The organism is Ralstonia sp. 1B3 (genome assembly GCF_036631435.1).
In genome coordinates this window covers 1-25,815 of the sequence record NZ_JAPNUG010000036.1, presented here as the reverse complement: position 1 = coordinate 25,815, position 25,815 = coordinate 1, and the positions used below count along the sequence as shown (strand labels likewise).

At 65.9% G+C, this 25,815-nt stretch carries 17 protein-coding genes and 13 pseudogenes; 10 read left to right on the top strand and 20 right to left on the bottom strand.

Annotated features, from left to right (window positions below):
- Positions 1 to 28 precede the first annotated feature (28 nt).
- The 3 genes and pseudogenes from otnK to OWR21_RS10820 form a co-directional block, all read right to left on the bottom strand.
- A pseudogene (otnK, locus tag OWR21_RS10830) lies at positions 29 to 1,343 on the bottom strand (3-oxo-tetronate kinase).
- The gene (ltnD, locus tag OWR21_RS10825) at positions 1,340 to 2,266 is read right to left on the bottom strand and encodes an L-threonate dehydrogenase (protein ID WP_332395223.1); all 927 of its coding nucleotides are present in this window, start codon (positions 2,264 to 2,266) and stop codon (positions 1,340 to 1,342) included. The pseudogene otnK and the gene ltnD overlap by 4 nt, the downstream one beginning before the upstream one ends.
- Positions 2,266 to 2,982 carry a FadR/GntR family transcriptional regulator gene (locus tag OWR21_RS10820; RefSeq protein WP_147213455.1) on the bottom strand — a complete coding sequence of 239 codons (717 nt, stop codon included), beginning with the start codon at positions 2,980 to 2,982 and terminating at the stop codon, positions 2,266 to 2,268. The genes ltnD and OWR21_RS10820 overlap by 1 nt, the downstream gene beginning before the upstream one ends.
- A 137-nt stretch (positions 2,983 to 3,119) precedes the next feature.
- Here OWR21_RS10820 and denD point away from each other — a divergent pair.
- Positions 3,120 to 4,102: pseudogene (gene denD, locus OWR21_RS10815) on the top strand (D-erythronate dehydrogenase).
- Here denD and OWR21_RS10810 read toward each other — a convergent pair.
- Positions 4,099 to 4,743, bottom strand: coding sequence for a response regulator (locus tag OWR21_RS10810; protein ID WP_147213457.1), 645 nt, complete (start codon positions 4,741 to 4,743; stop codon positions 4,099 to 4,101). The pseudogene denD and the gene OWR21_RS10810 overlap by 4 nt on opposite strands.
- Positions 4,740 to 6,175, bottom strand: a pseudogene (locus OWR21_RS10805) (cache domain-containing protein). The gene OWR21_RS10810 and the pseudogene OWR21_RS10805 overlap by 4 nt, the downstream one beginning before the upstream one ends.
- A 226-nt stretch (positions 6,176 to 6,401) precedes the next feature.
- Here OWR21_RS10805 and OWR21_RS10800 point away from each other — a divergent pair.
- A pseudogene (locus OWR21_RS10800) lies at positions 6,402 to 8,455 on the top strand (carbon starvation CstA family protein).
- 8 nt (positions 8,456 to 8,463) lie between these two features.
- Complete coding sequence (locus OWR21_RS10795) at positions 8,464 to 8,658, top strand: YbdD/YjiX family protein (RefSeq protein ID WP_027678649.1); 195 nt, start codon at positions 8,464 to 8,466, stop codon at positions 8,656 to 8,658.
- 74 nt (positions 8,659 to 8,732) lie between these two features.
- Here the strand turns inward: OWR21_RS10795 and OWR21_RS10790 are convergent.
- The 6 genes and pseudogenes from OWR21_RS10790 to gabT form a co-directional block, all read right to left on the bottom strand.
- Positions 8,733 to 9,412 (bottom strand): annotated as a pseudogene (locus OWR21_RS10790) (tetratricopeptide repeat protein).
- A gap of 166 nt (positions 9,413 to 9,578) precedes the next feature.
- Entirely contained in the window at positions 9,579 to 10,214 is a 636-nt protein-coding gene (gene metW, locus OWR21_RS10785) for a methionine biosynthesis protein MetW (protein ID WP_147213461.1), read from the bottom strand.
- Positions 10,211 to 11,047: a homoserine O-acetyltransferase MetX gene (metX, locus tag OWR21_RS10780; RefSeq protein WP_332395213.1), complete on the bottom strand. Its 837-nt coding sequence runs from the start codon at positions 11,045 to 11,047 to the stop codon at positions 10,211 to 10,213. The genes metW and metX overlap by 4 nt, the downstream gene beginning before the upstream one ends.
- Positions 10,972 to 11,424: a hypothetical protein gene (locus OWR21_RS10775; protein WP_332395212.1), complete on the bottom strand. Its 453-nt coding sequence runs from the start codon at positions 11,422 to 11,424 to the stop codon at positions 10,972 to 10,974. The genes metX and OWR21_RS10775 overlap by 76 nt, the downstream gene beginning before the upstream one ends.
- Before the next feature lie 278 nt (positions 11,425 to 11,702).
- Positions 11,703 to 13,203: pseudogene (locus tag OWR21_RS10770) on the bottom strand (NAD-dependent succinate-semialdehyde dehydrogenase).
- A gap of 4 nt (positions 13,204 to 13,207) precedes the next feature.
- Positions 13,208 to 14,486 (bottom strand): annotated as a pseudogene (gene gabT / locus OWR21_RS10765) (4-aminobutyrate--2-oxoglutarate transaminase).
- A 148-nt stretch (positions 14,487 to 14,634) separates the two neighbouring features.
- On the opposite strand from gabT, the pseudogene pdxR reads away from it, so the two are divergent.
- Positions 14,635 to 16,148, top strand: a pseudogene (pdxR, locus tag OWR21_RS10760) (MocR-like pyridoxine biosynthesis transcription factor PdxR).
- A 58-nt stretch (positions 16,149 to 16,206) separates the two neighbouring features.
- On the opposite strand, the pseudogene slmA reads toward pdxR, so the two are convergent.
- Positions 16,207 to 16,753 (bottom strand): annotated as a pseudogene (slmA, locus tag OWR21_RS10755) (nucleoid occlusion factor SlmA).
- Here slmA and OWR21_RS10750 point away from each other — a divergent pair.
- The gene (locus OWR21_RS10750) at positions 16,715 to 16,882 is read left to right on the top strand and encodes a hypothetical protein (protein WP_332395227.1); all 168 of its coding nucleotides are present in this window, start codon (positions 16,715 to 16,717) and stop codon (positions 16,880 to 16,882) included. The pseudogene slmA and the gene OWR21_RS10750 sit on opposite strands and share 39 nt — an antisense overlap.
- A gap of 18 nt (positions 16,883 to 16,900) precedes the next feature.
- Here the strand turns inward: OWR21_RS10750 and OWR21_RS10745 are convergent, their stop codons facing one another.
- Both OWR21_RS10745 and argB read right to left on the bottom strand, forming a co-directional pair.
- Positions 16,901 to 17,758, bottom strand: coding sequence for an HAD-IA family hydrolase (locus OWR21_RS10745; RefSeq protein WP_332395211.1), 858 nt, complete (start codon positions 17,756 to 17,758; stop codon positions 16,901 to 16,903).
- Positions 17,758 to 18,684, bottom strand: coding sequence for an acetylglutamate kinase (gene argB / locus OWR21_RS10740; RefSeq protein ID WP_316900592.1), 927 nt, complete (start codon positions 18,682 to 18,684; stop codon positions 17,758 to 17,760). Before argB ends, OWR21_RS10745 begins: the two co-directional genes overlap by 1 nt.
- 183 nt (positions 18,685 to 18,867) lie before the next feature.
- Here argB and OWR21_RS10735 point away from each other — a divergent pair, with 183 nt between their 5' ends.
- The 3 genes and pseudogenes from OWR21_RS10735 to OWR21_RS10725 all read left to right on the top strand — a co-directional run bounded on the left by OWR21_RS10735 (position 18,868) and on the right by OWR21_RS10725 (position 19,923).
- Positions 18,868 to 19,461 (top strand): sigma-70 family RNA polymerase sigma factor, encoded by a 594-nt coding sequence (locus OWR21_RS10735; RefSeq protein WP_004628241.1) that lies wholly within the window; start codon positions 18,868 to 18,870, stop codon positions 19,459 to 19,461.
- Between the two features lie 38 nt (positions 19,462 to 19,499).
- A pseudogene (locus OWR21_RS10730) lies at positions 19,500 to 19,711 on the top strand (zf-HC2 domain-containing protein).
- Positions 19,708 to 19,923: a hypothetical protein gene (locus OWR21_RS10725; RefSeq protein ID WP_332395210.1), complete on the top strand. Its 216-nt coding sequence runs from the start codon at positions 19,708 to 19,710 to the stop codon at positions 19,921 to 19,923. The pseudogene OWR21_RS10730 and the gene OWR21_RS10725 overlap by 4 nt, the downstream one beginning before the upstream one ends.
- Here OWR21_RS10725 and OWR21_RS10720 read toward each other — a convergent pair whose 3' ends face one another.
- Together OWR21_RS10720 and OWR21_RS10715 are read right to left on the bottom strand one after the other, a co-directional pair.
- The gene (locus OWR21_RS10720) at positions 19,924 to 20,139 is read right to left on the bottom strand and encodes a hypothetical protein (RefSeq protein WP_332395209.1); all 216 of its coding nucleotides are present in this window, start codon (positions 20,137 to 20,139) and stop codon (positions 19,924 to 19,926) included. It lies immediately after the preceding gene.
- A 46-nt stretch (positions 20,140 to 20,185) separates the two neighbouring features.
- A pseudogene (locus OWR21_RS10715) lies at positions 20,186 to 20,679 on the bottom strand (copper chaperone PCu(A)C).
- Between the two features lie 144 nt (positions 20,680 to 20,823).
- On the opposite strand from OWR21_RS10715, the pseudogene OWR21_RS10710 reads away from it, so the two are divergent.
- Together OWR21_RS10710 and OWR21_RS10705 are read left to right on the top strand one after the other, a co-directional pair.
- A pseudogene (locus OWR21_RS10710) lies at positions 20,824 to 22,169 on the top strand (ATP-binding protein).
- Between the two features lie 48 nt (positions 22,170 to 22,217).
- Positions 22,218 to 22,791 (top strand): annotated as a pseudogene (locus OWR21_RS10705) (response regulator transcription factor).
- A gap of 31 nt (positions 22,792 to 22,822) precedes the next feature.
- On the opposite strand, the gene OWR21_RS10700 reads toward OWR21_RS10705, so the two are convergent.
- The 4 genes from OWR21_RS10700 to hslV all read right to left on the bottom strand — a co-directional run.
- The gene (locus tag OWR21_RS10700) at positions 22,823 to 23,026 is read right to left on the bottom strand and encodes a CsbD family protein (protein ID WP_024977038.1); all 204 of its coding nucleotides are present in this window, start codon (positions 23,024 to 23,026) and stop codon (positions 22,823 to 22,825) included.
- A 79-nt stretch (positions 23,027 to 23,105) separates the two neighbouring features.
- Complete coding sequence (locus tag OWR21_RS10695) at positions 23,106 to 23,720, bottom strand: hypothetical protein (protein ID WP_147215056.1); 615 nt, start codon at positions 23,718 to 23,720, stop codon at positions 23,106 to 23,108.
- A gap of 209 nt (positions 23,721 to 23,929) precedes the next feature.
- Positions 23,930 to 25,261, bottom strand: a complete 1,332-nt coding sequence (gene hslU, locus OWR21_RS10690; RefSeq protein WP_316900596.1) for an ATP-dependent protease ATPase subunit HslU — start codon at positions 25,259 to 25,261, stop codon at positions 23,930 to 23,932.
- Positions 25,262 to 25,287: 26 nt separating this feature from the next.
- A partial coding sequence (gene hslV / locus OWR21_RS10685; protein WP_332395208.1) for an ATP-dependent protease subunit HslV occupies positions 25,288 to 25,815 on the bottom strand: 528 nt, incomplete at its 5' end.

Sequence of the window (25,815 nt, the reverse complement as noted above, 5' to 3'; positions counted from 1 at the left end):
TCGCGCAGCGCGTTTTCGTTCATTGCGGTCATGCGACCGGCTCCGTCGTGGCGTGCGCCAGCTGCGCGAGCGCCTTCTCGAAGAAATCCACCGTCCCGAAATTGCCGGACTTCAAGGCCAGTGCAACCGGATCGTTGTCGATCGTGGCCGTCCAGGGCACGCCCGGATCAATCTGCGGGCCGATGCGCAGAGCGCGCACATCGAGCGCCTGCACCACCGCGCCCGAGGTCTCGCCGCCAGCCACCACGAAGCGGCGCACGCCGTCGGCATGCAGCGTGCGCGCGATGCGGCCTAGTGCGTCTTCCACCAACTTGCCGGCGCGCTCCACGCCCAGCGTCTTCTGTACGTGGGCCACTTGCTCCGGCGCGCTCGTCGCGTACACCAGCACCGTCTGCCCCGCATGGCGGTGCACGAAATCGAGCGCCTCGACCACCACCGGTTTGCCTTCAGCCAACGCCAGCGGATCAATCTGGAACGCAGGGCGCGAGGCACGCCAGTGCGCCACCTGGGCATTCGTCGCGCGCGAGCAGCTGCCCGACAGCACGATCGCCGAATCGGCCACCGGCGGCAGCTGCGCCGCGTTGCCCTGCGCGGTAATCAGCCCTGCGCGGCGATATTGCGCCGGCAAGCCCAGCGCCAGGCCCGAACCGCCCGTCAGCAACGGGAGCTCGGCAAACGCCTCGCCCAGCACGATGACGTCGTCGTTCGAAATGGCGTCGGCAATCGCGAGCTTCACGCCGTCGGCGCGCAGTTGCTGGGCCTGGTCGCGCGCAGCCTGCGCACCGCGCATGATGGCGTCGTAACGCAGCAGGCCGACCTTGCCCGCACTCTGGCGCGCGAGCACCGACACGAGAGGTTCGGATCGCGCATCGGCGTGAGCGGATGGTGCTCCATGCCCGACGCGTTGAGCAGCACGTCACCCACGAACAGATGGCCCCGGAAGACCGTGCGGCCGTTTTCGGGAAAGGCGGGGCAGGCCAATGTGAAATCGGTACCCAGCTCAGCCATCAACGCTTCGGCCACGGGGCCGATGTTGCCGGCATCGGTGGAATCGAAGGTCGAGCAGTATTTGAAGAAGAAGCGCGAGCAGCCTTGCGCGCGCAGCCAGTGCAGTGCATTCAACGACTGCGCCACGGCATCGGCCGCGGCAATCGTGCGCGACTTGAGCGCAACGACGATCGCATCGGCATCCGCAGCGATGGCCTCGCCGCTGCCTGCGGCACACCGATGGTCTGCACCGTGCGCATGCCGGCGCGCACGAGCATGTTGGCAAGGTCGGTCGCACCGGTGAAGTCGTCGGCGATGCAACCGAGGACCGGGCGGGACGTGGGCGCTGCGCTCATTTCGGTTGGCCCTCCGGCAACGTGATGCCCGGGAAGATCTTGATGACGGCCGAATCGTCTTCCTTCGCATAACCCGCCGTGGATGCCTGCATGAACATCTGATGCGCGGTAGCCGCCAACGGCAGCGGAAACTTGGTCGCGCGCGCGGTATCGAGCACCAAGCCCAGATCCTTGACGAAGATGTCGACGGCGGACAGCGGTGTGTAGTCGCCGGCCAGCACGTGGGCCATGCGGTTTTCGAACATCCAGCTGTTGCCCGCGCTATGCGTGATGACTTCGTACAGCGCATCCGCTGCCACGCCTTCGCGCAGGCCCAGGGCCATGGCTTCGGCGGCGGCGGCGATGTGCACGCCGGCCAGCAGCTGGTTGATGATCTTGACCTTGCTGCCCGCGCCGGCCTTGTCGCCCAGGCGATAGACCTTGCCGGCCATGGCGTCGAGCACATGACCTGCCGCCGCATACGCCTCGGGCGTGGCCGAGGTCATCATGGTCATCTGGCCGGAAGCGGCCTTGGCAGCGCCGCCGGAGATGGGGCCATCCACATACAGGATGCCCTGCTGCGCGAGGCGCTCCTCAAGCGCAATCGACCAGTTCGGGTCGACCGTGGAACACATGACGAACGTGCTACCCGGTCGCATGGCGGCCGCAGCACCATCCTCGCCGAACAGCACGGCCTCGGTCTGCGCGGCGTTGACCACCACCGAAACCACCACGTCCACGCCAGCCGCCACCTCGGCGGGCGTTGCACACGCCACGCCGCCTTCCTTGGCGAAATCTGCAGCGGCACCGGGGCGCGCATCGCAGGCATGCACGGTGTAGCCGTGATTGCGCAGGGTCTTGGCAATGCCCAGGCCCATGGCGCCGAGTCCGATCACGCCGACCTTCCGGTCAGCCGCCGATTGCGTCATGAATGGCTCTGAAATCAGTCTTGCGCCACGTCGCGCCCTTCGGCCAAACGACGTGCGGCATTGAACATGTGGGTCTGCGCGGCATTGCGTGCAGCCAGTGCGTCGCGGTGGCGGATGGCCTCAACCATCGCGCGGTGCTCGTCGCGGACTTGTCGGGCGAAGTCTTCGCGGCGCGCTTCGTTGCTGCGCGTCACGCCAATCGCTTCCTCCAGGTATTGGCTGAAGAAGCCAAGGGCCTGCACGAGGAACGGGTTGCCGCTGGCGGCCGCGATGGCGTGGTGAAAACGCAGGTCTTCGGCCACGCCGTCACCGCCGGCGGCCACCGCAGCGTCAATGCCGTCGAGTGCGGCGTCGATCTCGATCATCTCGGCATCCGTGCGGCGCTGGGCGGCCAGCGCGGCGCCTTCGGCCTCCAGCGCGCGGCGCAGTTCGATGATGTGCAGCACGGCATCGATTGAGCCGGCCTGCGCCGCGTCGATCCGCAGCGGCTTCAGACCAGCTTGCTGCGTGACGTACACGCCGCTGCCCTGGCGCGCTTCCACCACGCCTTCGTGGCGCAGCCGCGAGATGGCTTCGCGGATCACCGTGCGGCTCACACCGAATTCCTGCCCGAGCACGGTTTCGGACGGCATGCGTTCGCCGCGGCGGAGTTCGCCCGCGTCGATCTTGTCCATCAGGGTCTGGGCCACGCGATCGGACAGGGAAGGCGCGGCGTCGAGTCGTTCAAACATGAATGGTGGCCGGGATGTCTTGGCAAGCGTAAATTCGTCGTGTCATCATACAAGTTGAGTCGCGGAGCTTCATCCCTGTTTACCCTAGGCATCGATCAGAACGCCCGGCGGGTTACGTCGGGCAACAAGGAGACACCATGAACATCGTCATCACCGGCGGCGCCGGTTTCCTGGGCCAGCGCGTGCTGGCGGCACTGCTCGAACAACCCGGCCTGCCGGATGCGGACGGCTCGGTGCAGCGCGTTGAGACCTTCATCGTGCTGGACCAGGTGGCCGGCCAGATTGCCGATGCGCGCGTGCGCTACGTGACCGGCGATGCCTCCGACCCCGCCCTGATCGCCAAGGTGATCGACGAAAACGTGGGCGGCGTGTTCCACCTGGCCGCCGTGGTGAGCGGCACCGCCGAGGCCGACTTCGACCTCGGCATGCGCGTGAACCTGGACGGCACGCGCGCATTGCTCGATGCGCTGCGCGCGCAGCACGCCAAGACCGGCCGTGCGCCGCGCATGCTGTTCGCAAGCTCCGTGGCGGTGTTTGGCGGCCAGTTGCCCGCCGTTGTCACCGACGACACGGCCGCCACACCGCAGGCCTCGTACGGCGTCCAGAAGCTGATGGGCGAATTCCTGGTCGGCGAGTATTCGCGCAAGGGCTACATCGACGGCCGCGCGGTGCGCATTCCCACGGTGTCGGTGCGCCTGGGCAAACCGAACGGCGCGGCTCGAGCTTTGCCAGCGGCATCATCCGCGAGCCGCTGGCCGGCGAGGAAGCCATCTGCCCGGTGGAAGCCGAGACTGAGCTGTGGCTCGCGTCGCCGCGTCAGGTGGTGGCGTCGCTGCTGCACGCGTACACGCTGCCGGCGTCGGCATGGGGCCATCGCCGATCACTGAACCTGCCGGGTATTACGGTGCGTGTGGGCGAGATGGTGGAGGCGCTGCGCAAGGTGGCGGGCGATGCGCCGGTCTCGCGTATCCGCTGGGAGCCGGACGCCCGCATCAAGGCCATCGTGCAAAGCTGGCCAGCGCGCTTCGATACCGCCCGCGCCGATGCCATGGGCTTTGGCCGCGACACCTCGTTCGAAGCGATGGTGCGCGATTACGTGGACAGCGCGAAGGGCGTCTAACGACCCTTTCCCAGCTCGACCGCAAACTTCACCAGTTCCGCCTGACCCTCGATGCCGAGTTTGCGCTTCAGGTTCAGGCGGTGCGATTCCACCGTGCGCACGGACAAGCCCAGCTCGTCGGCGATGCGCTTGTTGGCGTAGCCCTTGGCGATGCCGTCGAGAATGTCACGCTCGCGCGGCGTAAGCGCCTCCACCGGCGTGGGCATGACAGCCTGCTCGGCCATGCGCATCGCCAGCTGCGCGCTGTAGAACGGTCGGCCGGCCAGCACGGCGTCGATGGCCTCGACCAGTTCGCTGGCGGGCGCGTCCTTGAGCACGTAGCCGCGCGCGCCGGCGCGCATCACCTGCCGTACATATTCCAGGTTGTCGTGCATCGACAGCACGAGCACGGCAATCTCGGGAAATTCCTCGGCAAACTTCTCGGTGAGCGCGATGCCGTTCATGCCGCGCATACCGATGTCCATCAGCGCCAGGTCGGGCGACAGCGTGCGCGCGGCCTGCAGGGCGGCTTCAGCGTCGCCGGCTTCGCCCACCACTTCGAAATGCGGCACGGCTTCGAGCCGCACGCGCACGCCATCGCGCACGAGCGGGTGATCGTCGACGAGGAGCAGTTTGACGGGCGCAGGAGTACGCATGTTCATACGAGAGGAGAAGAGGGGGCGGAAGCCAGTTGAGCGATGACGGCATGCGGCAGCACGGCGCTCACCTCGGTGCCGTGCGGGCCCGAGGCGATGGTACAGGTGCCGCCCAGCGCCGCCATGCGCTCGCGCATGTTGCGCAGGCCGATCCCGTGTTGCGGGTCGACCTGCACGGACTCCACATCGAAGCCCGGGCCGTTGTCGCGAATGGACAAACGCACGGCATCGATATCGTTTTCGAGCAGGACGCCGATGCGCGTCGCTTGCGTGGCGTGGCGCTCGATGTTCGAGACGGCCTCCTGCGCAATGCGGAACAGCGCGGTGTTGCACGCGTCCGGCAGTTGCACGGGCGGGCCGACAAGTTCCAGCGCAATCGCAAACCCCGGCTGGGTATCTTCGTGCGCCTCGCGCGTTTCGCGCACGAGCAGCTCAAGCGCGGCTGCCAGGCCGAGATCGTCGAGCAGCGCAGGGCGCAGGTTGTGCGACACGCGGCGCACCTCGCCCAGCGCTCCGTTCAACCGGTCGAGCGCGCGGCGCAGCATGCTGTCCGCCCGTTCGATCGACGACGGCGATGCAGGCGCGGCCTCAAGATGGCCGTGCGCGGTTTCCAGCAGCAGCTTGGTCGACACCAGCACCTGACTGATGCCGTCGTGCAGCTCACGCGAGACACGCGCGCGCTCGTCTTCCTGGGACTTCACCACCTGCTGCGCGAGCTGGCGCAGCTTGGCATCGGCCTGGCGGTGGTCGCTCACGTTCAGCGCCAAGCCGCTGCCGGCCACCAGCAGGATGCTGATCGCGGCAATACCGACCACCCAGGCCAGCGTCTGGTCGATGTTGGCCTGCGCGCGCCGGTCAATCTCACGCAAGGTCTGTTCGATGTCGTCCAGGTACAGGCCTGTGCCCACCATCCAGCCCCACTGCGGAATGGGCTCGACGTAACCGAGCTTGGGCACGCTCTGGTGCGTGGATGGCTTGTCCCACATGTAGCGCACGAAACCACCCCAGCCTGCGCGGCGGCGACGAGCTTCTGGATGGTCGGCTGGCCCCCGGCGTCCGTCAGGTCCCATAGATCGCGGCCGACAAGTTCGGGCTGGCGCGGGTGCATCAGGTTGCGGCCGCGCAGGTCATAGAGAAAGAAATAGCCGTCGGTGCCGAAGTCGAGACGGGCGAGAGTGCGCATGGCCTCGTCGCGTGGCTTCGTCCTGGCCGGGTCGCCGCCATGGCCGGCTGCCAGCAGCGGCGCGATGGCGCTCTGCGCAAGCTTGACGTAAGACCGCAGCTCGGTCTCCTTGGCCTGCAGATACGCGTACTCCACCAACTGCCGCTCGTGCCGCGCCAGCGCGATCGACTGATGGCGCACGGTCAGCATGATCGCCAGCATGGCGATGGTCAGCGGTGCGACGGCGAGCAGCAGGATCTTCTGGCGGAGCTTCATGGCAAAACGCGGCGGGCATTGCGGCATCGCAAGCGGGCGCCGCGGTCTCGGTCGGGTGTGGCGCCTGCGTAGAACTACGGACGTGCGCTGCGTAGTCCTCCGCTTGTGGTGCGGGGTGCGGCTGGCAAATACTACACGCCCCTGTCACGGGGCAGGACTCACCGCAGGGATGAACCCACATCCCGCATTCAACAGATTACTTCGACCAAGGTTCGAGGAGACCGACATGAGCTTCGTCAGGCAACACCTGATCTGGCTGGTCATCGCCATTCTTGGCGCGTCTGCGTTTGCCACCGTTGCGCTTGCGCGCGGCGAGGCCGTCAGCGCGCTGTGGGTGGTGGTGGCCGCCGTATGCATCTACCTGATCGCGTATCGCTACTACAGCCGTTTCATCGCCGACAAGGTGCTCGGTCTGGACGGCACCCGCAAAACGCCCGCCTGGCGTTACAACGACGGGCTCGACTACGTTCCCACCAACAAGCATGTGCTGTTCGGCCACCACTTTGCGGCCATTGCCGGCGCTGGCCCGCTGGTGGGCCCCGTGCTGGCCGCGCAGATGGGCTACCTGCCGGGCATGCTCTGGATCCTGGCCGGCGTCGTGTTTGCCGGTGCGGTGCAGGATTTCATCGTGCTGTTCATCTCCAGCCGCCGCGACGGGCGCTCGCTGGGCGACCTCGTGAAGAGCGAGATGGGCACGGTGCCTGGCGTGATCGCGCTGTTTGGCGCGTTCCTCATCATGATCATCATCCTGGCCGTGCTGGCGCTGATCGTGGTGAAGGCGCTGGTCGGCTCGCCGTGGGGCACCTTCACGGTGGCCGCGACGATTCCCATCGCGCTGTTCATGGGCGTGTACGTACGCTACATCCGCCCGGGCCGTATCGGCGAGATCTCCATCATCGGCTTCGTGCTGCTGATGCTGGCCATCATCGGTGGCCAGGCGGTGCACGAAAATGCTGCCCTCGCGCCGCTGTTCACGTTCGACGGCAAGGCCCTCACGTGGATGCTGATCGGCTACGGCTTTGTCGCCTCGGTGCTGCCGGTGTGGCTGCTGCTGGCCCCGCGTGATTACCTGTCGACGTTCCTGAAGATCGGCACGATCCTCGCCCTGGCGATCGGCATCCTGATCGTCGCGCCCAAGATGCAGATGCCTTCGCTGACGCAGTTTGCCGGCGGCGGCGGCCCGGTGTGGTCGGGCAACCTGTTCCCGTTCCTGTTCATCACCATTGCGTGCGGCGCGGTATCGGGCTTCCACTCGCTCATCTCGTCGGGCACCACGCCCAAGTTGCTGGAGAACGAAACGCAGGCCCGCTTCATCGGCTACGGCGCGATGCTGATGGAATCGTTCGTCGCCATCATGGCGCTGGTGGCCGCTTCGGTCATCGATCCGGGCGTGTACTTCGCGATGAACAGCCCGGCAGCACTCGTGGGCGCGACGCCGGATACGGTGGCGCACACGCTGTCCACCTGGGGCTTCGTCATCACCCCTGACGTGCTGATCCAGACGGCCAAGGACGTCGGCGAGAACACCATCCTTGCCCGTGCAGGCGGCGCCCCGACGCTCGCCGTCGGCATGGCGCACATCCTCCACCAAGTGGTGGGCGGCCAGGCCATGATGGCCTTCTGGTACCACTTTGCGATCCTGTTCGAGGCGCTGTTCATCCTCACGGCCGTCGATGCAGGCACGCGCGCCGGGCGCTTCATGCTGCAGGATCTGCTGGGCACGTTTGTGCCGGCACTCAAGCGCACGGATTCGCTCGTCGCCAACCTCATCGCCACGGCCGCGACCGTCGCGCTGTGGGGCTACTTCCTGTACCAGGGCGTGGTCGATCCGCTGGGCGGCATCAATACGCTGTGGCCGCTCTTGGCATCTCCAACCAGATGCTCGCCGCGATTGCGCTGACGCTGGGCACCTGCGTGCTGGTCAAGATGAAGCGCGACCGCTACGTGTGGGTGACGCTGCTGCCGACCGCCTGGCTGCTGATCTGCACGCTCACCGCCGGCTGGCAGAAGCTGTTCGATCCGGACCCGAAGATCGGCTTCCTGGCGCATGCCAACAAGTACGCCGGCGCGATCGCCGAAGGCAAGCTGCTGGCCCCGGCCAAGTCGATGGCGCAGATGCAGCAGGTGGTGCTGAACGACCGCATCGACGCGTTCCTGTGCGGCCTGTTCATTCTCGTGGTGGTCAGCATCGCGTGGTATGGCCTGCGCACGGTGCTCAAGGCACGCGCCGCGAGCCGCCCGACCGCCAACGAAACGCCGTACGAAGCGCTGGGCGCATGAGCACGGGCATGCGCGAAGAACTCGAAAACTTCGGCCGCTACCTGGGCCAGACGCTGCGTCTGATGGTCGGCGTGCCGGACTACGACACCTACGTGCGGCACATGCAGGAGACGCACCCCGACCAGGCCGTCATGACGTACGAAGACTTCTTCCGCGAACGCCAGGACGCGCGCTACGCCGGCCGCGTCGGCCGGTGCTGTTGACGATCGGTTGAACGCGCTCCAAAACAAGAACCGCCGGTGCATGCTGCCATGCCCGGCGGTTTTTCTTGCGTGTCCTACATGGACTGACGTGCCGCTGTGGGCGGATCGCCATGCTTGGCGCGATACGTTTGCTCCACCAGTGCCCGCAGCTTGCCCAGTGCGCCGACGTCGCCTTGGGCAGCCGCCCTGCCGTACCACTTCTTGGCCTGCTCGATATCCTGCGCCACCACGCCGGGCTCACCGCGCTCGTAATAGCTGCCGACGATGTACTGCGATGGCGCGTCGCCGCCCTCGGCCGCCTTCTTGTACCAAGTGAACGCACGCCCGTAGTCGCGCGGCACACCGCGTCCGGTGAAGTAGTCGGTGGCGAGCGCGCGCTGCGCCTCGACATGCCCGCCGACGGCGGCACGTTCGTACCACTTGTTGGCTTCTTCCAGGGAGCGCGGAACCAGCTCGCCGCGTTCGAACAATTCCCCGTAGGCAAACTGCGCGTGGGTCATCTGGTTATCGGCGGCACGACGCAGCCATTTGACCGCTTCGTCGGGCCGCGCGACGGTGCCTTCGCCGCGCATCAGCATCATCGCGTAGTTGAATTGTGCGAGCCGGTTGCCGCGCTGCGCGGCCTCGGCAAATTCGTCGAAGGCGTGGCCGAAATCGTTCTTTTCGTAGTGCGCGATGGCAATCTGGGTGAGGGCGTCGGCGTCGCCCCGCACATCCTGCGGAGAGGGTGCGGCCAGTGCAAAGGCGCCGCCATCCCGATCGCAACCACCAACGCCGCCTGCAGGATGCGCCAACTTCTGCGCCGGATCTCTGCTCATCGCACGCTCCTCATCGGAAGATGATCGAGTGTAGCGCGCCGCTGTGGTCCGCGTCGGTGCGCGCAAATCAGCACACCGCTAAACGGTCGATGCCCGGGGCAATCAGCCCGCGCGCACCCGGTACACCGCCACGCTGCCGCGCCAGTTGGCGCCCCAGCGCACCACGCTGCCTTCGTGCAGTACAACGCGATCGAGGATCACCAGCCCCACCTTGGGCGCCAGCGCTTCAAAGTCGCGGATGGTCAGCACGCGCACGTTGGGCGTGTTGTACCACTCGTAGGGCAGCGACTTGGACACCGGCATCCGCCCCCGGAAGATCGACAGCCGATGCGGCCAGTAACCGAAGTTGGGGAACGACACGATGCACTCGCGGCCCACGCGCAGCATCTCGCGCAGCACCTGCGCCGTGTTGTGGATGGTCTGCAGCGTCTGCGAAAGGATGACCGTATCGAAACTCTTGTCCTCGAACAGCGCCAGCCCGCCCTCCATGTTCTGCTGGATCACGTGCACGCCCTTTTTCGTGGACGCCAGTACACCCGCATCGTCGATTTCGATGCCGTAGGCCAGCACGTCAAGCTCATCCTGCAACACGCGCAGCAGGCTGCCGTCGCCGCAGCCGAGGTCGAGCACGGTGGAGCGCGGCTCGATCCAGCGGGCGATGGCACGGAAGTCCGCGCGATCGGCCAGGATGTTCGGTACCGCGGACGGCGCAGCGGGGTTCAGCGTTTGCGTTGTCATGCGCCGATCTCCTGGGCGATGCGTTCGTAATAGGCGCGCACCAGCGCGTGGTAGCGCGCGTCTTCCAGCAGGAAAGCGTCGTGGCCGTGGGGTGCGTCGATCTCGCCGTAGGTGACGGGATGCTTGTTGTCGAGCAGCGCCTTGACCAGCTCCCGGCTGCGCGCCGGCGCGAATCGCCAGTCGGTCATGAAGCTGACGACGAGGTAACTCGCTTTGGTATGCGCGACGGCCTTGGTCAGGCTGCCGCCGTAGGCTAGTGCGGGGTCGAAGTAATCGAGCGCACGCGTGATGAGCAGATACGTGTTCGCATCGAAATACTCGGCAAACTTGTCGCCCTGGTAGCGCAGGTAGCTCTCGACCTGGAACTCGACATCGAACGAGAAACGGATGTCTTCCGCCTTCAGCTCGCGGCCGAATTTTGCGGCCATGTCTTCGTCCGACAGATAGGTGATGTGACCGATCATCCGCGCCACGCGCAGGCCGCGCTTGGGCTTGACGTTGTGCGCGTAGTAATCGCCGCCGTGGAAATCGGGGTCGGACAGAATCGCGCTGCGCGCCACTTCGTTGAAGGCGATGTTCTGCGCCGACAGCTTGGGCGTAGAGGCCACCACCACGCAGTGCCGCAGCCGATCGGGATACATCAGGCTCCAGGCCAGCGCCTGCATGCCGCCAAGGCTGCCGCCCATCACCGCCGCAAATTGCTGGATGCCGAAACGATCCGCCACGCGCGCCTGGGCGTTTACCCAGTCTTCCACCGTCACCACGGAAAGCGCGCGCCATAAGGCAGGCCGGTTTCCGGATGCGGGCTCATGGGGCCGGTCGAGCCGAAACACGAACCGAGGTTGTTCACCCCGATGACGAAGAAGCGGTTGGTGTCGACCGGCTTGCCGGGGCCGACCATGTTGTCCCACCAGCCGACTTCGCCCTCGGCGTGCACGCCGGCCACGTGGTGCGAGGCGTTGAGCGCGTGGCAGACCAGCACGGCGTTGGAACGGTCGGCATTGAGCGTGCCGTAGGTTTCGACCATCAGGTCGTAGCCGCTGATCTGCGAGCCGTTGCGCAGTTGCAGCGGCTCGGCAAAGTGCATGCGCTCGGGCACGACCAGGCCGATGGCGTTGGCCGGTTTGCCCTGATGTGCCTTCGGAGTGGAGGGATCGGCCTGCGCCGCATCGGCTGCGGTGACCGCGGGGTCAGCCTGGATGTCTGTCATGGCACCAAAGAAAAACCCGACCGGCAACGCTGTTCACGCAACCAATCGGGTTCTCATGTGGCGCACGTGGGGCGCTTGCTTTCACCACCCCCGCTCTGACCGAACCTCTTTAGCCGCATTTGTAATGAGAGCCCAGAGCCACATGCGTGTATGTCTGGACTCCCGCGCGCCCGCAAGCCAGTCGTCAAATCGGCGCGCCAGAGAAGGGTGATTATAGAGCAAGCGGCGGCGGACGCATCACCGCAGCGTGATGCGTCCGATCCCGACCATCCGCAGGCTCAAAGGCCGGCCATGTTGATGTACTTGATCTCCAGGTACTCGTCGATGCCGTATTTCGAGCCTTCGCGGCCCAGCCCCGATTGCTTGACGCCGCCAAACGGCGCCTCCGCCGTCGAGATCAGCCCCGTATTGACGCCGACCATGCCCGATTCCAACGCATCCGAAACACGCCAGGCACGGCCCAGATCGCGCGTGTAGAAATACGCAGCAAGACCGAACTCGGTGTCGTTTGCGGCCGCCACGGCTTCGTCTTCCGTGTCGAAAGGAATGAGCGCAGCCAGCGGGCCAAACGTTTCTTCATGCGCGACCAGCATGTCGGCCTTGGCGTCCACGACGACGGTCGGCTCAAAACGCGCCGCCCTGTGCGGACAACGCGTGCGGCTTGCCACCGACCAGCACGCGGGCGCCTTGGCGTACGGCGTCGTCCAGATGCTGTTGCACCTTCTCCATCGCGCGCATGTGGATCAGCGGGCCCTGCTGCACGCCGGGCTCCGTGCCGTTGCCCACGCGCAGCGCGCGCACCGCGTCAGCCAGCTTGGCAGCGAACGTGTCGTAGATGCCGCGCTGCACGTAGAAGCGGTTCGCGCACACGCAGGTCTGGCCTGCGTTGCGGTACTTGGCGATCATCGCGCCTTCCACGGCCGCATCCACGTCGGCATCGTCGAACACGATGAACGGCGCGTTGCCGCCCAACTCCAGCGAGAGCTTCTTGATGTCGGCCGCGCACTGGCGCATCAGCAAACGACCCACGGCCGTCGAGCCCGTGAAGCTGAGCTTGCGCACGACAGGGTTGGACGTCAGTTCACCGCCAATCGCTTGCGAATCGCCCGTGACGATCGACAGCAAGCCTGCCGGCACGCCGGCGCGCGCCGCCAGCTCGGCAAATGCGAGCGCAGAGTAGGGCGTTTCCAGCGCCGGCTTGACCACCATCGAGCAGCCCGCCGCCAGCGCCGGACCGACCTTGCGCGTCATCATCGCGATGGGGAAATTCCACGGCGTGATGGCCGCGCTCACGCCGATCGGCTCCTTCTGCACGACGATGCGGCGATCGCCCTGCGGCGACGGAATGGTGTCGCCGTAAATGCGGCGTGCCTCTTCCGCAAACCATTCGATGAACGACGCGGCGTAGGCAATTTCGCCGGCGGCTTCGGGCAGCGGCTTGCCTTGTTCGGCCGTGAGGATGGCAGCAAGGTCTTGCTGGTGCTCCATCATCAGATCGGCCAGCTTGCGCAGGATCCTGGCGCGATCGCGTGCGCTCACCTTGCGCCAGGCGCGTTGTGCAACCTGGGCGGCATCGATGGCGCGGCGCGTTTCGGTGGCGCCCATGCCGGGCACGGTGCCGATCTTGCGGCCGGTGGCCGGATCGGTCACGTCGCGCGTGGCGCCGTCATCGGCATCGGCCCAGGTGCCGGCGAGGAACGCCTGCGTGCGCCACAGGCCGGGGTCTTTCAGTGCGATCGGCGGCGTAACCGGCGCGCTCGGCAAATCGGTGCGGGTCATGGTGTCAGCCCTCCAGTGCGCGTTGCAGGATGGCAAGGCCCTCTTCGAATACCGCGTCTTCAATCGTGAGCGGGAACAGGAAGCGGATCACGTTGCCGTACACGCCGCACGACAGCAGGAGCAGGCCGGCTTCGAGCGCCCGTTGCTGCACGAGCTTGGTGAAATCGGCGTCGGGCTTGCCGTCCGGCGTGTTGAATTCGACAGCAACCATCGCGCCCACGCCGCGCACTTCTGCAATGCGTGGCTGCTTGGCCTTGGCAGCGTTCAGTGCATCGACCAGACGTGCGCCCAGCGCGGCGGAGCGCTCGCAGAGTTTCTCGTCGGCAATGATGTCGAGCACGGCATGTGCGGATGCCACCGCCAGCGGATTGCCGGCGTAGGTGCCGCCGAGCCCGCCCGGAGCCGGTGCGTCCATGATCTCAGCACGGCCCGTGACAGCGGACAGCGGCAGGCCGCCGGCCAGGCCCTTGGCCATCGTCGTGATGTCCGGCAGCACGCCGGTGTGCTCCATGGCAAACAGCTTGCCGGTGCGGGCAAAGCCGGTCTGCACTTCGTCGGCGATCATCACGATGCCGTGCTCGTCGCACAGTGCGCGGATGGCGCGCACAAAGTCGGCGGGCATCTGGTAGAAGCCGCCCTCGCCCTGCACCGGCTCGAAAATGATGGCCGCTACCTGGCGCGGATCGATATCCGCCTTGAACAGACGCTGGATGGCATCCAGCGCATCCTGCGTGCTCACACCATGCAGCGCGACCGGCGCCGGCACGTGGTAGATGCTGCCCGGGAACGGTCCGAAGCCTGTCTTGTACGGCACGACTTTGCCCGTCAGCGACATGCCCATGAACGTACGGCCGTGGAACGCGCCTGTGAGCGCGATCACACCCGGGCGGCCCGTGTGCGCCCGTGCGATCTTGATGGCGTTTTCGACAGCCTCGGCGCCGGTGGTGAAGAACGCGGTCTTCGGCGTGCGTGCCGGGCGTGATCGTGTTCAGGCGCTCGGCCAATTCGACGTACGAGCCGTACGGCACGATCTGGAAAGCGGTATGCGTGAAGTGATCCAGCTGCTCGCGCACAGCCTGCACCAGCCGCGGGTGGCGGTGGCCCGTGTTGACCACGGCAATGCCGGCCGCGAAGTCGATGTAGCGGCGGCCTTCGACGTCCCAGAACAGCGCGTTCTCGGCACGCTCGGCGTAGCGGTCGGTCATCACACCGACACCGCGCGGCGTAGCGGCGAGGCGGCGGGCATTCCATTGGGCGTTCTGTTGCGGGTCTCGGGCGTTCATGGCGGTCGTGTGCGTTGGGTCAAGATCGGATGCGGGCCAGTGTGGCGCCATTGGCTCTGTACAATAAGACCCAATCAGGTTTTTCTTTGGAGCCACTTTGGCTCCATCACCCGCCATGGCCGACCACTCACCTACGCACCGCGCCAGCATGCTGGTCGACTACCTGCAGCGCCGCTTCGACCGTGCCGGGCCGGGCGGCGAGCCCGACCACCGCCGTCTGTATCGCGTGCTGCAAGAGGGCATCCTGCGCGACGAACTGCAGCCGGGCACCCGCCTGCCGTCGTCGCGGCAACTGGCGACCGAGCTGGGCATCGCGCGCAACACGGTCATCCACGTCTACGAGCAACTCGGTGTGGAAGGCTATGTCTCGGCGGGCGTGGGCAGCGGCACCTTCGTCGCCGATACCGCGCCGGACCGGCTGGACGCCGCGCCTGCACCGGCCGCAGCCGTTGCCGCAGTGGCCGCCGCGCCGATCGCCGAGGCAGCCGCACCGTCTGCGCCGATGCTTTCGACGCGCGGCCGTGCGCTGGTGCGCGATGCAGGCGCCAGCTCGCGCCAATGGGGCGCCTTCATGCCGGGCGTGCCTGAAGTGCGGATGTTTCCGGCGCGCATCTGGTCGCGCCTGCACAACCGGCTGCTACGCAAGCCGTCGCCCGCATTGCTGACGTATCCCGTAGGCGCGGGTTACTTGCCGCTGCGCACCGCGCTGGCCGACTACCTGCGCACCGCGCGTGGCGTGCGCTGCGAGCCCGAGCAGATCATCATCACCGCGGGCATCCATCCGTCGCTCCAGCTGATCGCGCAACTGCTGTGCGACGCCGGCGACAGCGCATGGACCGAAGACCCGGGTTACTGGGGCGTGCGCAGCGTACTCACCGCTGCGGGCGTACGCACGGTGCCGTTGCCGGTGGACGACGAAGGCATGCGCTTCGACATCCCCACGCGCGGGCGCCAGCGCAGCAAGCCGCCCAAGCTCATGGTGGTTTCGCCCTCGCACCAATACCCGCTCGGCTCGGTGATGAGCCTGGCGCGACGCCGCGCGCTGCTGGCCACCGCACACGCCACCGATGCGTGGATCGTCGAAGACGACTACGACAGCGAATTCGCTACGGCAGCCGCCCGCTGCCGTCATTGCAAGGGCTGGATGAAGGCGGGCGCGTCCTCTACATGGGCACGTTCTCGAAGGTGCTGTTCCCGAGCTTGCGGATCGGCTATCTGGTCGTGCCGCCCGCGCTGGCCGATGCATTTACGACGGGCCTGTCGGAGATGTTCCGCGGCGGCCAGATCCTCACGCAGGCCGTGCTGGCAGACTTCATTGCAGAGGGCCATTTCGTCTCGCACATCCGGCGCATGCGCGGCGTCTATGCGGAACGGCGTGAAACGCTGCTGGCTTCCATCAACCGCGAGTTTGGCGACGCGCTGCCCGTGCACGATGGCGCGTCCGGCCTGCATCTCGTGCTGGGCTTGCCGGCCGGCACCGACGATGTGGCCGTTGCCGATTTGGCGCTCGCCAACGACGTCGTCACGCGGCCGCTCTCACGGTATTACCAGGACGATGCGCGCCGCCTGCCTGGGCTTCTACTGGGCTATGGCCACGTGGAAACGGAGCAGATTGCCGCGCGGTTTCATACCTTGGCGGAAGCGATACGCACCGTTGGCTGACCTACGGCGCGCGCAACAAAAAGCCCCGCATTGCGGGGCTTTCTTTAGATGATGCGGCTCAGGCCAACAGCACGCGCAACTGCGCATCCGCACCTTCCACCGGAGACTTCCGGAAACCGCTCTTCGCATACCGATGCCAGCGCCCCAGCACCGCGCAGACGAGCAGGTTGGCACGCGACGCGATGTCGGTATCCGCCGGCCAGGCGCCCTGCGTGACCGCCATGCGCAGGCTCTGCTTGAGCGATGCCTCGATGCGATCCAGGCATTGCGCCATGCGCTCGGGCAGGCGCTCGTCTTCGCCGACCAGCGCATCGCCCACCAGCACACGCGTCATGCCCGGATTCTTGTCGGCAAACGACAGCAGCATGTGCGCGATGGCATGCGCCTGCCGCAAGCCGTGTTCTTCACGCAGCGTGATCTGATTGATGAGGCCGAAGACGGTCTGCTCGATGAATTCGATCAGCCCTTCGAACATCTGCGCCTTGCTGGCGAAGTGGCGGTACAGCGCCGCTTCGGACATCCAGCCGTGCAGCCAGCCCAGCCGTTGTGATCTTTTCTCCACGCGGATGCTCGAGCATGCCGGCGAGCGTCTGCAGAATCTGCACGCGGCGCTCGCCTGGGCGGGGCCGTTTGCGTACCGGCGGTGCTTCTATGGCGACGTCCGCGACCGGCTCGGCGGTCGGAAACTCCGTTTGCGCGTTGCTCATGACTTCCTGGCCCCTCTCCCGTTCTGAGCGCGGAGTTACCACTGCCTAGCCGCGTCGAACAAGCCTTCGTTTTAGTTGAAGCACCGATTTTACTTTCACGCTCACATAGGCGGGCCGGTTGGCGAACAAAATCGGTGTGGCGGCCGGTTGATGTGGTGAATTTGCACGCGCGCCAACGGCCGCCGCTTGCATTGGATGCAATGCGTCGGCAGTGGACGTCGGCTGCCCGCCAGGCGGCACGCGCCGCAGGTAGCCTGTCACCCACACCGTGCCGATCCCCAGGCGCCGATAGCGTTTGAGGTGAGAAAGCGTGTCTTCGACGAGGATGGCGCGCGATGGCGCAATACGCTCGCGGGCGAGCAAGCGGCGCAGCATCAGCGGATCGGGTTTCGGGCGCAGGCGCCGGTGCACCCACATGTGCTCGACGGCAATTTCGCGCAGGAATGCGCGTTTCAGGCCAATGAGCCGCAGCACCTCGCGCGCGTAGGCAACCGGGGCGTTGGTCAGCAGGATCTTGCGACCGGGCAGGGCGCGCAGCAGTTGGGCGAGGCCGCGTTCGGCGCGCACCATGGCGCGCAGGTCTTCAAAGCGGTGTGCCTCGGCCAGGAAATCATCGGGGTCGACGCCGTGATGGCGGACCATGCCGAGAATCGTGGCGCCATAGCGGCGCCAATAGTCCACGCGTACCTGGCTGGCCGTGGCGTCATCCGTGCCGAGCACGCGCGCCACGTACGCCGTCATCAGCCGGTTGATCTGCGGAAAGATCGCGTGGGAGGCGTGGTGGAGGGTGTTGTCGAGGTCGAACAGCCAGACCGGCTGCCGGGCGGGCGCGGAGCCCGCCGGCACCTCGCGCGGGAAGGCGCGCGCAGCATGGCGCACCCGCACCGCCCGGGTGGTTCGCATCAGTGCGAGCGGATCATCGTGCCGAACGCCTGTTCGGTCAGGATTTCCAGCAGCAGCGAATGCTCGATGCGGCCATCGACGATGTGCACGGAGTTCACGCCGCTCTTGGCAGCATCCAGCGCCGACGAAATCTTCGGCAGCATGCCGCCCGAGATCGTGCCGTCGGCAAACAGCTCGTCAATCTCGCGCGCCGACAGGTCGGTCAGCAGATTGCCCTGCTTGTCCATCACGCCCGGAATGTTGGTCATCATGACCAGCTTCTCAGCCTTCAGGATCTCGGCCATCTTGCCGGCCACGACGTCGGCATTGATGTTGTAGGCCTGGCCTTCGTCAGAGAAACCGATGGGCGAAATGACCGGAATGAACGCGTCGTCCTGCAGCGCCTTGACCACGGCCGGGTTGATCGTCTCGATGTCGCCCACGAAGCCGATGTCGATGAATTCGCCCGGCTTCTCGCGGTCCGGCATCTTCAGCTTCTTGGCGCGAATCAGGCCGCCGTCCTTGCCGGTCAGGCCGACCGCCTGGCCGCCGTATTGGTTGATCAGCATGACGATGTCCTGCTGGACTTCGCCGCCGAGCACCCACTCGACCACTTCCATGGTCTCTTCGTCGGTCACGCGCATGCCCTGGATGAAGGTGCCTTGCTTGCCGACCTTCTTCAGGGCTTCGTCAATCTGCGGGCCGCCGCCGTGCACCACCACCGGGTTCATGCCGACCAGCTTGAGCAGGATCACGTCGCGCGCGAAGCCATGCTTCAGCTTCTCCTCCGTCATGGCGTTGCCACCGTACTTGATGACGATGGTCTTGCCGTGGAACTTGCGGATGTAAGGCAAGGCCTGCGCAAGAATTTCAGCCTTCAACGCCGGCGCAATGTGTGCGAGTTCGGGGGCGAGGCCAGCAGGGTCGGGGGCAGCAGAAGCGGTCATGACGGTGACATCCGGGATTGGGCGGATTGAGGCGGGTATGATGGAGCGCCGAATGTCGCGTGCCGCACAAAATGCAGCAGCCCATTTTCGGCAGGCGCGATTTTACAAGAAAAGCCCGCGCGGTCTTGGCCGCAGCTTGCGTGCCTGACAAACCGTTGCGGACAAAGAACACCCTGGGGAAACATGGCCATCGCACCCGACCAACTCGACGCGCTGCGCCCTCACCTGCTGCGGTTTGCGCAACTGCAATTGCGCGACACGGCCCTGGCAGAAGACACGGTGGCCGACACCATCCTGGCCGTGCTCGAGCACCCGGAGCGCTTTGCCGGCAACGCCTCGCTCAAGACTTACGTGATCGGCATCCTCAAGCACAAGATCATCGATGCGATCCGCTCGGGGCGCCGCGAAGTGCGCGTCTCGCTGCTTGCGGGCGGTGAATCCGACGAGGCCGGCATGCGTTCCGACGAGGCCGTCTTCGACAGCCTGTTCGCCGCCGACGGCCACTACACCAGCCCGCCGTCCGACTGGGGCGACCCCGATGCCGCGCTGTCACGGCGCGAGTTCTTCGACGTGCTGCAGATGTGCGTTGATCGGCTACCGCCACGTGTTGGCCGCGTCTTCATGATGCGCGAGTGGCTGGAGCTGGAAACCGACGAAATCTGTCAGGAATTGCAGATCACCGCGACCAATGCCTGGGCACTGCTTTACCGTGCCCGCATGCGCCTGCGCGAGTGCCTTGACCTGCACTGGTTCGGCAATCAGCCCGCCGCCGCCTGAATTGCAGGCGCACCTAAGCCGCATCACAGAGAACAACCATGCCGAACCGCTGGGGACTGCCCACCTGCAAAGAAGCCCACCGCATGCTGGTGTCGAAGATGGACCGCGACCTCTCCACAGGCGAGCGGCTACGCTTGCGCGTACATCTGTTTGCCTGCGATGCGTGTACGCGGTTCTCGCATCAGATGGGTTTTTGCGCCAGGCGATGCACAAGCTTGGGCAAGACGACGACGGGAGCAACCCCGCGTGACTGCGCCGGCTGCCAACACCGTCTGCGCGATTTGCGGCGTGGCCTTGCGCTGCGGCGCCATCGGCGACGGCACGCAGCCCGACGCCACGTGCTGGTGCACGACCGAAGAAACGCTGCCTGCCAGTGCGCGGCGCCCCGGGCAGGGCTGCCGCTGCCAGCGTTGTCTGCGCGAGGCGATTGCGCTGGCGCGGGCAGCGTCTGAAGCCAACTGATCAGTCTTTGCTGTCGTCGTCCAGCGTGCGGAGCGCGCGGCGGACGTCGGCCCGGCCGCGCTGGCGCTCAGCATGACCGCCTTCGGTATGGGCGCCAGCCTTGCGGCCGCGCGCAAGCGGCACGAGAAAGTTGCGCGGGCGCGCAGTACCGGCCTTCGTTGAAGGCTCGATGCGGAACGTCAGTTTCTGGCGAGTGCCCAGTGTCTTGTTAGCCATGGGAATGCTTCCTTGCTTGGCTTGAAGCGACACTCGCCGCAAGCCATCAATGTTTGTGTTCGCCGCCGTGGTTCATGGCGGGCATGTTGCCGGCGGTCAGATCGCGCACACGCGCCTCGACCTTCTGCTCGACGACGCGCTTGTCGGCCAGCTCCACCTTCAGCGTGAGCGGCACGGTGGCGTCCTTGGCGAGCGGCTGCTTCAGGTCCATGAGCATCACGTGGTAGCCGCCCGGCTTGGCTGCACCGTCTGGCCCTTCGGCAGTTCCAGCGACTGGACGGCGCGCATGCGCATGACGTTGCCTTCCATCTTCATCTCGTGAATCTCGGCCGTGCCGGCCACGGGCGTCGACACGCCCAACACCTTGGCGCCGTCAGCCGATTGCAGCGTCATGAACGCGCCGCTGGACGTCTGGCCTGGCACCGTGCCGCGCACCCAGGCGTCCTGCACCGTGACCTGTGCGAACGCGGCGGCGCTGGCAAGCAGGCCAGCAGCAAGCACAGCCAGACAAGCGGAAGAACGGATCGATCGGGACGTCATCATCAAGGGCTCCTGTCGGGACAAACGTGCTGCGCATTAAAGCACAGCGTTTGTGGGGAGATAGGTTGGGTGCACAATTGTGCGGCTGATTGACGCATCGCCGCACGGAGAACCGCGCGGTGCGCACGTTTACACTTGTCCACCATGCTTTCCACCCTGTCTCTTGCCGCGCCACTGCTGGACGCATCCAGTCTACGCCGCCTCTTCTGGCTGCGATGGAGCCTGCTGGCCACCCAGCTGGTCCTGATGCTGCTCGCGCCGCTGGTGTTTGGCGTGCAGCTGCCGGTGGTGCCGCTGCTGAGCGTGATGGGCCTGCACGCGCTGTTCAACCTGCTCACCGGATGGCGGGTGCGGCGCAACCGGCCCGTGCAGCATATCGAGATCACCGTTCAACTGCTGGTGGACCTGACCGCGCTGTCCGCCCTGCTGTATTTCACGGGCGGCGCGACCAACCCGTTCGTCTCGTTCTACCTGCCGGCGCTGGCGATTGCTGCGGCCATGCTGCCGATTGCACACGTGGTGGGCCTGACGCTCTACGCGCTGGCCGCCTACAGCATGATGCTCGGCAACTACATCCCGCTGAAGCTGGCAAACCAGGCCGATGCGGTGGCGTATCACCTGGCCGGCATGTGGATCGACTTCGTGGCCAGCAGCGCGATGATCGCCGGCTTTACGGCGCGCCTGTCCGCCGCACTGCGCGAGAGCGAAGCGCAGCTGACCGAAGCACGCGAGCGACTGCTGCGCGAGCAACGCATCGAAGCCTTGATGTCGCAAGGCGCGAGCGTGGCGCACGAGATGGGCACCCCTTGTCTACGGTGGCCGTCATCACCGGCGAGCTGCAGCACGACGCGAAGCAGCCCGATTCTCCGCTCGGCCCGTACCGCGAAGACCTGCGCGCCATCGAACAGCAGCTCGAACTGTGCCGCGCCGCCCTGGCGCGCCTGCAGCGCAAACCCAGCGACGGCGGGCCCGAACCGCTTGGCCAATGGCTTCCGGATTTCACGCAGACATGGCAGTTGCGGCATCCGGACATCCGCCTTCACACGGAGACGTCGCCTGCCGCGCAAGCGGTGGCGTTGGATGCAGTGAACGTCGGCCAGATCCTGACCATCCTGTTGGACAACGCCGCCCGCAGCCAGCACCACGCCGGGCGCGACCTCGTGCCGCTGCTGCTGACCGCCAAGATCGACGCCAACCCGGACGTGCTCCGCGATATGCCGCCGCAGATCGTGCTGTCGATCGTGGATACGGGGTTGGGTCTGCCGGAAGACCTGCGGACGTCGCTCGGCCGCACACCGGTGCCCAGCCGCCACGGCGGTCACGGCATCGGACTGTACCTGGCCTCGACCACCGCGCGCCGCCTGGGTGGTACCGTGGTGCTGCGTCCGAACCCGCCGCAAGGCGCCATTGCCGAACTCCGACTGCCGGTCGGCGGTCCGATGGAACACGCGGCCGCGCCCATCATGGGCGCGCCCACCCTCTTCACATAACGAGACGGCCTGACGCAGCCCCGTGCGCGTACGGCCCCGGAGAACACCATGCAGCAGCCCGCCCCCTTTCTGATCCTCGACGACGACGATGTCTTTGCGCAGACACTGGCGCGCGCGCTCACGCGGCGCGGCTTTGCAGATCGCCCACACCGGCGGCGAGGCGTTGGCCCTGGCGCGCCAGACGCGGTTCTCGTATGTCACCGTCGATCTGCATTTGGCCGCCAGCGACAAGGGCCTGATGCCCCATGGCGGCACGGATTCCGGCCTGCATTGGATTGCCCCGCTGCGCCAGGCGCTACCCGACGCGCGCATGCTGATCCTCACGGGCTACGCGAGCATTGCCACGGCCGTGCAGGCGGTCAAGCTCGGGGCTGACGAATACCTGGCCAAGCCGGCCAATGTCGATTCGATTCTGCTTGCGCTGCAGGTGGGCGTGTCTGAAGCCGTGGCCGAGCAGACCATGGAAAACCCAGCACCGCTGTCCGTCGCGCGCCTGGAGTGGGAGCACATCCAACGCGTGCTGGCTGAACACGGCGGCAATATCTCCGCCACGGCGCGGGCGCTGAACATGCACCGGCGCACGCTGCAGCGCAAGCTGGGCAAGCGACCGGTCGCCAAATAAGCGCCGGCCGCGAGGCTACATCAGCGCGGCATCACCAGCGGGTGTCGCGCTCCCACGCCTTGAGTTCGTCTTCGGCGCGCTCCTTCGTGTAGCCGTAACGTTCCTGGATCTTGCCGGCAAGCTGGTCGCGCTTGCCGCGGATCACGGTCAGGTCATCGTCGGTGAGCTGGCCCCACTTCTCCTTGACCTTGCCCTTGGCTTGATCCCATTTACCTTCGATCTGGTCCCAGTTCATACGTCCTCCGTTGCGAGTGAGAGATTGAAACAAAACATGGGCGACCCGCAGGCCGCCCGTGTCGACCTTTCAGGGTGGCTTACTTCTTGAACTTGGCAGCCACGTCGTTCTGGCACTTCGTCTTGGCATCGCCCGACATGGCGTCGCAGCGCTCCTTCGCGGCCTTGTAATTGGCGTCGTTGGTGTCCTTGACGGCATCGCGGCGCGCTTCGCTTACGTCCTTGGCATCGCCGGTAGCCTTGGCATGGCTCACTTCGTCGCCGGCCTTGGCACGCGTGTAGGCAGCCTTCGCGTCCTTCACACAGGTGTCCTTTTCGTTGCCCTTCATGGCATCGCACTTCGTCTTGGCGACGTCGTAGTCGGCCTCCGCCTTTTCCTTGGCGGCGCGGTTGCGGGCGGCTTCAGTGCCATCGCGCTCCACCATCGCGTTGGCTTTGGCGACGTTGTAATCGCCCTTGGCCTGCGCGCGGCAGACGTCGCGGTCATTGCCCTTCATCGCATCGCACTTGTCCTTGGCGGCCTTGTAATTGGCATCGGCTTGTTTGACGGCACTGTCGTAAGCGGCGCGCTTGGCATCGTTCGGTGCGGAGGCACCGGCGGGGCCGGTCGGCGCGGGAGTGAGTTGGGCGTGGGCAATGCCCAACGGGGCGCAGGCGAGCACGCAACACAGGGCCAGGCGTTGGATCGGTTTCATACGCTTCTCTCCTTGTCGTGATTGGAATCGCGCACGCCAGGTGCGCGGCGCGCATTGTCTGTGCGGCACCACCTTCTTCAGCAGATAACGGACCCGACCCCGGGTGATTCTGAGCAAACCCTTGCTGCGCCTAGGTTTGCGGCCTCCAAAACGGGCCGCATCGTCTCCGATGCGGCCCGAAATGCATATGGAATGCGTTGCTTACATGCTTACAGCACGTAGCGCGACAGATCTTCGTTGCCCGAAAGCTCGTTCAAGCGCTCGTCGACGTACGCGGCGTCGATGGTCACGGTCTCGCCTGACGATTTGTGCGCATGGAACGACAGGTCTTCAAGCAGCCGCTCCATCACCGTGTACAAGCGGCGAGCGCCGATGTTTTCGACCTTCTCGTTGACCGAGCAGGCGATCTCCGCCAAGCGGCGGATACCGTCTTCCGCAAACACAAGGTCGACACCTTCCGTCTTCAGCAGTGCCTGATATTGCTTGGTCAGGCTCGCGTCCGTCTGCGTGAGAATCGCGCGGAAATCTTCCACCGACAGCGAATCCAGCTCCACGCGAATCGGGAAACGGCCCTGCAGTTCGGGAATCAGATCGCTCGGCTTGGACAGATGGAACGCGCCCGACGCGATGAACAGGATGTGATCGGTCTTGATCATCCCGTACTTCGTGTTGACGGTCGTGCCTTCCACCAGCGGCAGCAAGTCACGCTGCACACCCTGGCGCGACACCTCGCCGCCGCCGTATTCGCTGCGGCTGGCGATCTTGTCGATCTCGTCCAGGAACACGATGCCGTTCTGCTCGACGTTGGCAACCGCCTTCTGCTTCAGCTCATCTTCGTTCACGAGCTTCGCGGCTTCTTCGTCGATCAGCAGCTTGAAGGCTTCCTTCACCTTCATCTTGCGACGGTTCTTCTTGCCCTGGCCCAGGCCCGCGAACATCGAGCGGATCTGCTCGGTCATGTCTTCCATGCCGGGCGGCCCCATGATGTCCATGCTGGGCACGCCGGCCGACACTTCCAGTTCGATTTCCTTGTCGTCGAGCTGGCCCTCGCGCAGCTTCTTGCGGAAGGTCTGGCGCGCGGTCGAATCCTTCTCTTCCGGCTGCGCAAAGCCGATGTCGCGCGGCGGCGGGATCAGCACGTCAAGGATGCGATCCTCGGCCGCATCTTCGGCCTTGGCGCGCACCTTCTTCATCTCGGATTCGCGCGTCTGCTTGACGGCCATCTCGGCGAGATCGCGCACGATGGTGTCAACGTCGCGGCCGACGTAGCCGACCTCCGTGAACTTCGTCGCCTCGATCTTGATGAACGGTGCGTCGGCGAGCTTGGCGAGGCGCCGCGCGATCTCGGTCTTGCCCACGCCGGTCGGCCCGATCATCAGGATGTTCTTGGGCGTGATTTCCTGGCGCAGCGGGTCTCCCACCTGCTGGCGGCGCCAACGGTTGCGCAGCGCCACGGCCACAGCCTTCTTGGCCTTGTGCTGGCCGATGATGTGCTTGTCGAGTTCGGAGACGATTTCCGACGGCGTCATGGTTTCAGACATGGGAATCCTGTCGATGGGGGCGTTCGTTATTCGAGCGTCTCGATCACGAAATTGGTGTTGGTATAGATGCAGAGTTCGCCGGCGATCCGCAGCGATTTTTCCACCACATCGCGCGGGGCGAGGTCGGTGTTCTCCATCAGGGCCTTGGCGGCCGATTGGGCATACGAGCCGCCCGAGCCAATGGCAGCAATGCCGCCTTCGGGGTCCAGCACGTCGCCGTTGCCGGTGATGATGAGCGTGGCTTCGCGGTCGGCGACGATCAGCATCGCCTCAAGGTGGCGCAGGGCGCGGTCGGTGCGCCAGTCCTTGGCGAGATCGACGGCGGAGCGCAGCAGGTTGCCCTGATGCTTCTGCAGCTTGGCTTCAAAACGGTCGAGCAGGGAGAAGGCGTCGGCGGTGGCGCCGGCGAAGCCGACCAGCACCTTGCCGTCGTAGATGGCGCGCACCTTGCGGGCCGAGCCCTTCATGACGATGTTGCCGAGCGTGACCTGCCCGTCGCCGCCGAGCGCAACCTGGTTGCCGCGCCGCACGCTGACGATGGTGGTGCCGTGATA

What these genes read in the sequence shown, in the direction of transcription:
- OWR21_RS10775 (WP_332395212.1), bottom strand. Translation starts at nt 11,424, where the DNA reads ATGACAGACATCCAGGCTGACCCCGCGGTCACCGCAGCCGATGCGGCG.
- OWR21_RS10810 (WP_147213457.1), bottom strand. Translation starts at nt 4,743, where the DNA reads ATGAACATGCGTACTCCTGCGCCCGTCAAACTGCTCCTCGTCGACGAT.
- OWR21_RS10735 (WP_004628241.1), top strand. Translation starts at nt 18,868, where the DNA reads ATGGCCATCGCACCCGACCAACTCGACGCGCTGCGCCCTCACCTGCTG.
- OWR21_RS10750 (WP_332395227.1), top strand. Translation starts at nt 16,715, where the DNA reads ATGCTCGAGCATGCCGGCGAGCGTCTGCAGAATCTGCACGCGGCGCTC.
- argB (WP_316900592.1), bottom strand. Translation starts at nt 18,684, where the DNA reads ATGACCGCTTCTGCTGCCCCCGACCCTGCTGGCCTCGCCCCCGAACTC.
- metW (WP_147213461.1), bottom strand. Translation starts at nt 10,214, where the DNA reads ATGACAACGCAAACGCTGAACCCCGCTGCGCCGTCCGCGGTACCGAAC.
- OWR21_RS10700 (WP_024977038.1), bottom strand. Translation starts at nt 23,026, where the DNA reads ATGAACTGGGACCAGATCGAAGGTAAATGGGATCAAGCCAAGGGCAAG.
- OWR21_RS10720 (WP_332395209.1), bottom strand. Translation starts at nt 20,139, where the DNA reads ATGGCTAACAAGACACTGGGCACTCGCCAGAAACTGACGTTCCGCATC.
- OWR21_RS10795 (WP_027678649.1), top strand. Translation starts at nt 8,464, where the DNA reads ATGCGCGAAGAACTCGAAAACTTCGGCCGCTACCTGGGCCAGACGCTG.
- hslU (WP_316900596.1), bottom strand. Translation starts at nt 25,261, where the DNA reads ATGTCTGAAACCATGACGCCGTCGGAAATCGTCTCCGAACTCGACAAG.
- OWR21_RS10820 (WP_147213455.1), bottom strand. Translation starts at nt 2,982, where the DNA reads ATGTTTGAACGACTCGACGCCGCGCCTTCCCTGTCCGATCGCGTGGCC.
- OWR21_RS10695 (WP_147215056.1), bottom strand. Translation starts at nt 23,720, where the DNA reads ATGAAACCGATCCAACGCCTGGCCCTGTGTTGCGTGCTCGCCTGCGCC.
- OWR21_RS10745 (WP_332395211.1), bottom strand. Translation starts at nt 17,758, where the DNA reads ATGCGAACCACCCGGGCGGTGCGGGTGCGCCATGCTGCGCGCGCCTTC.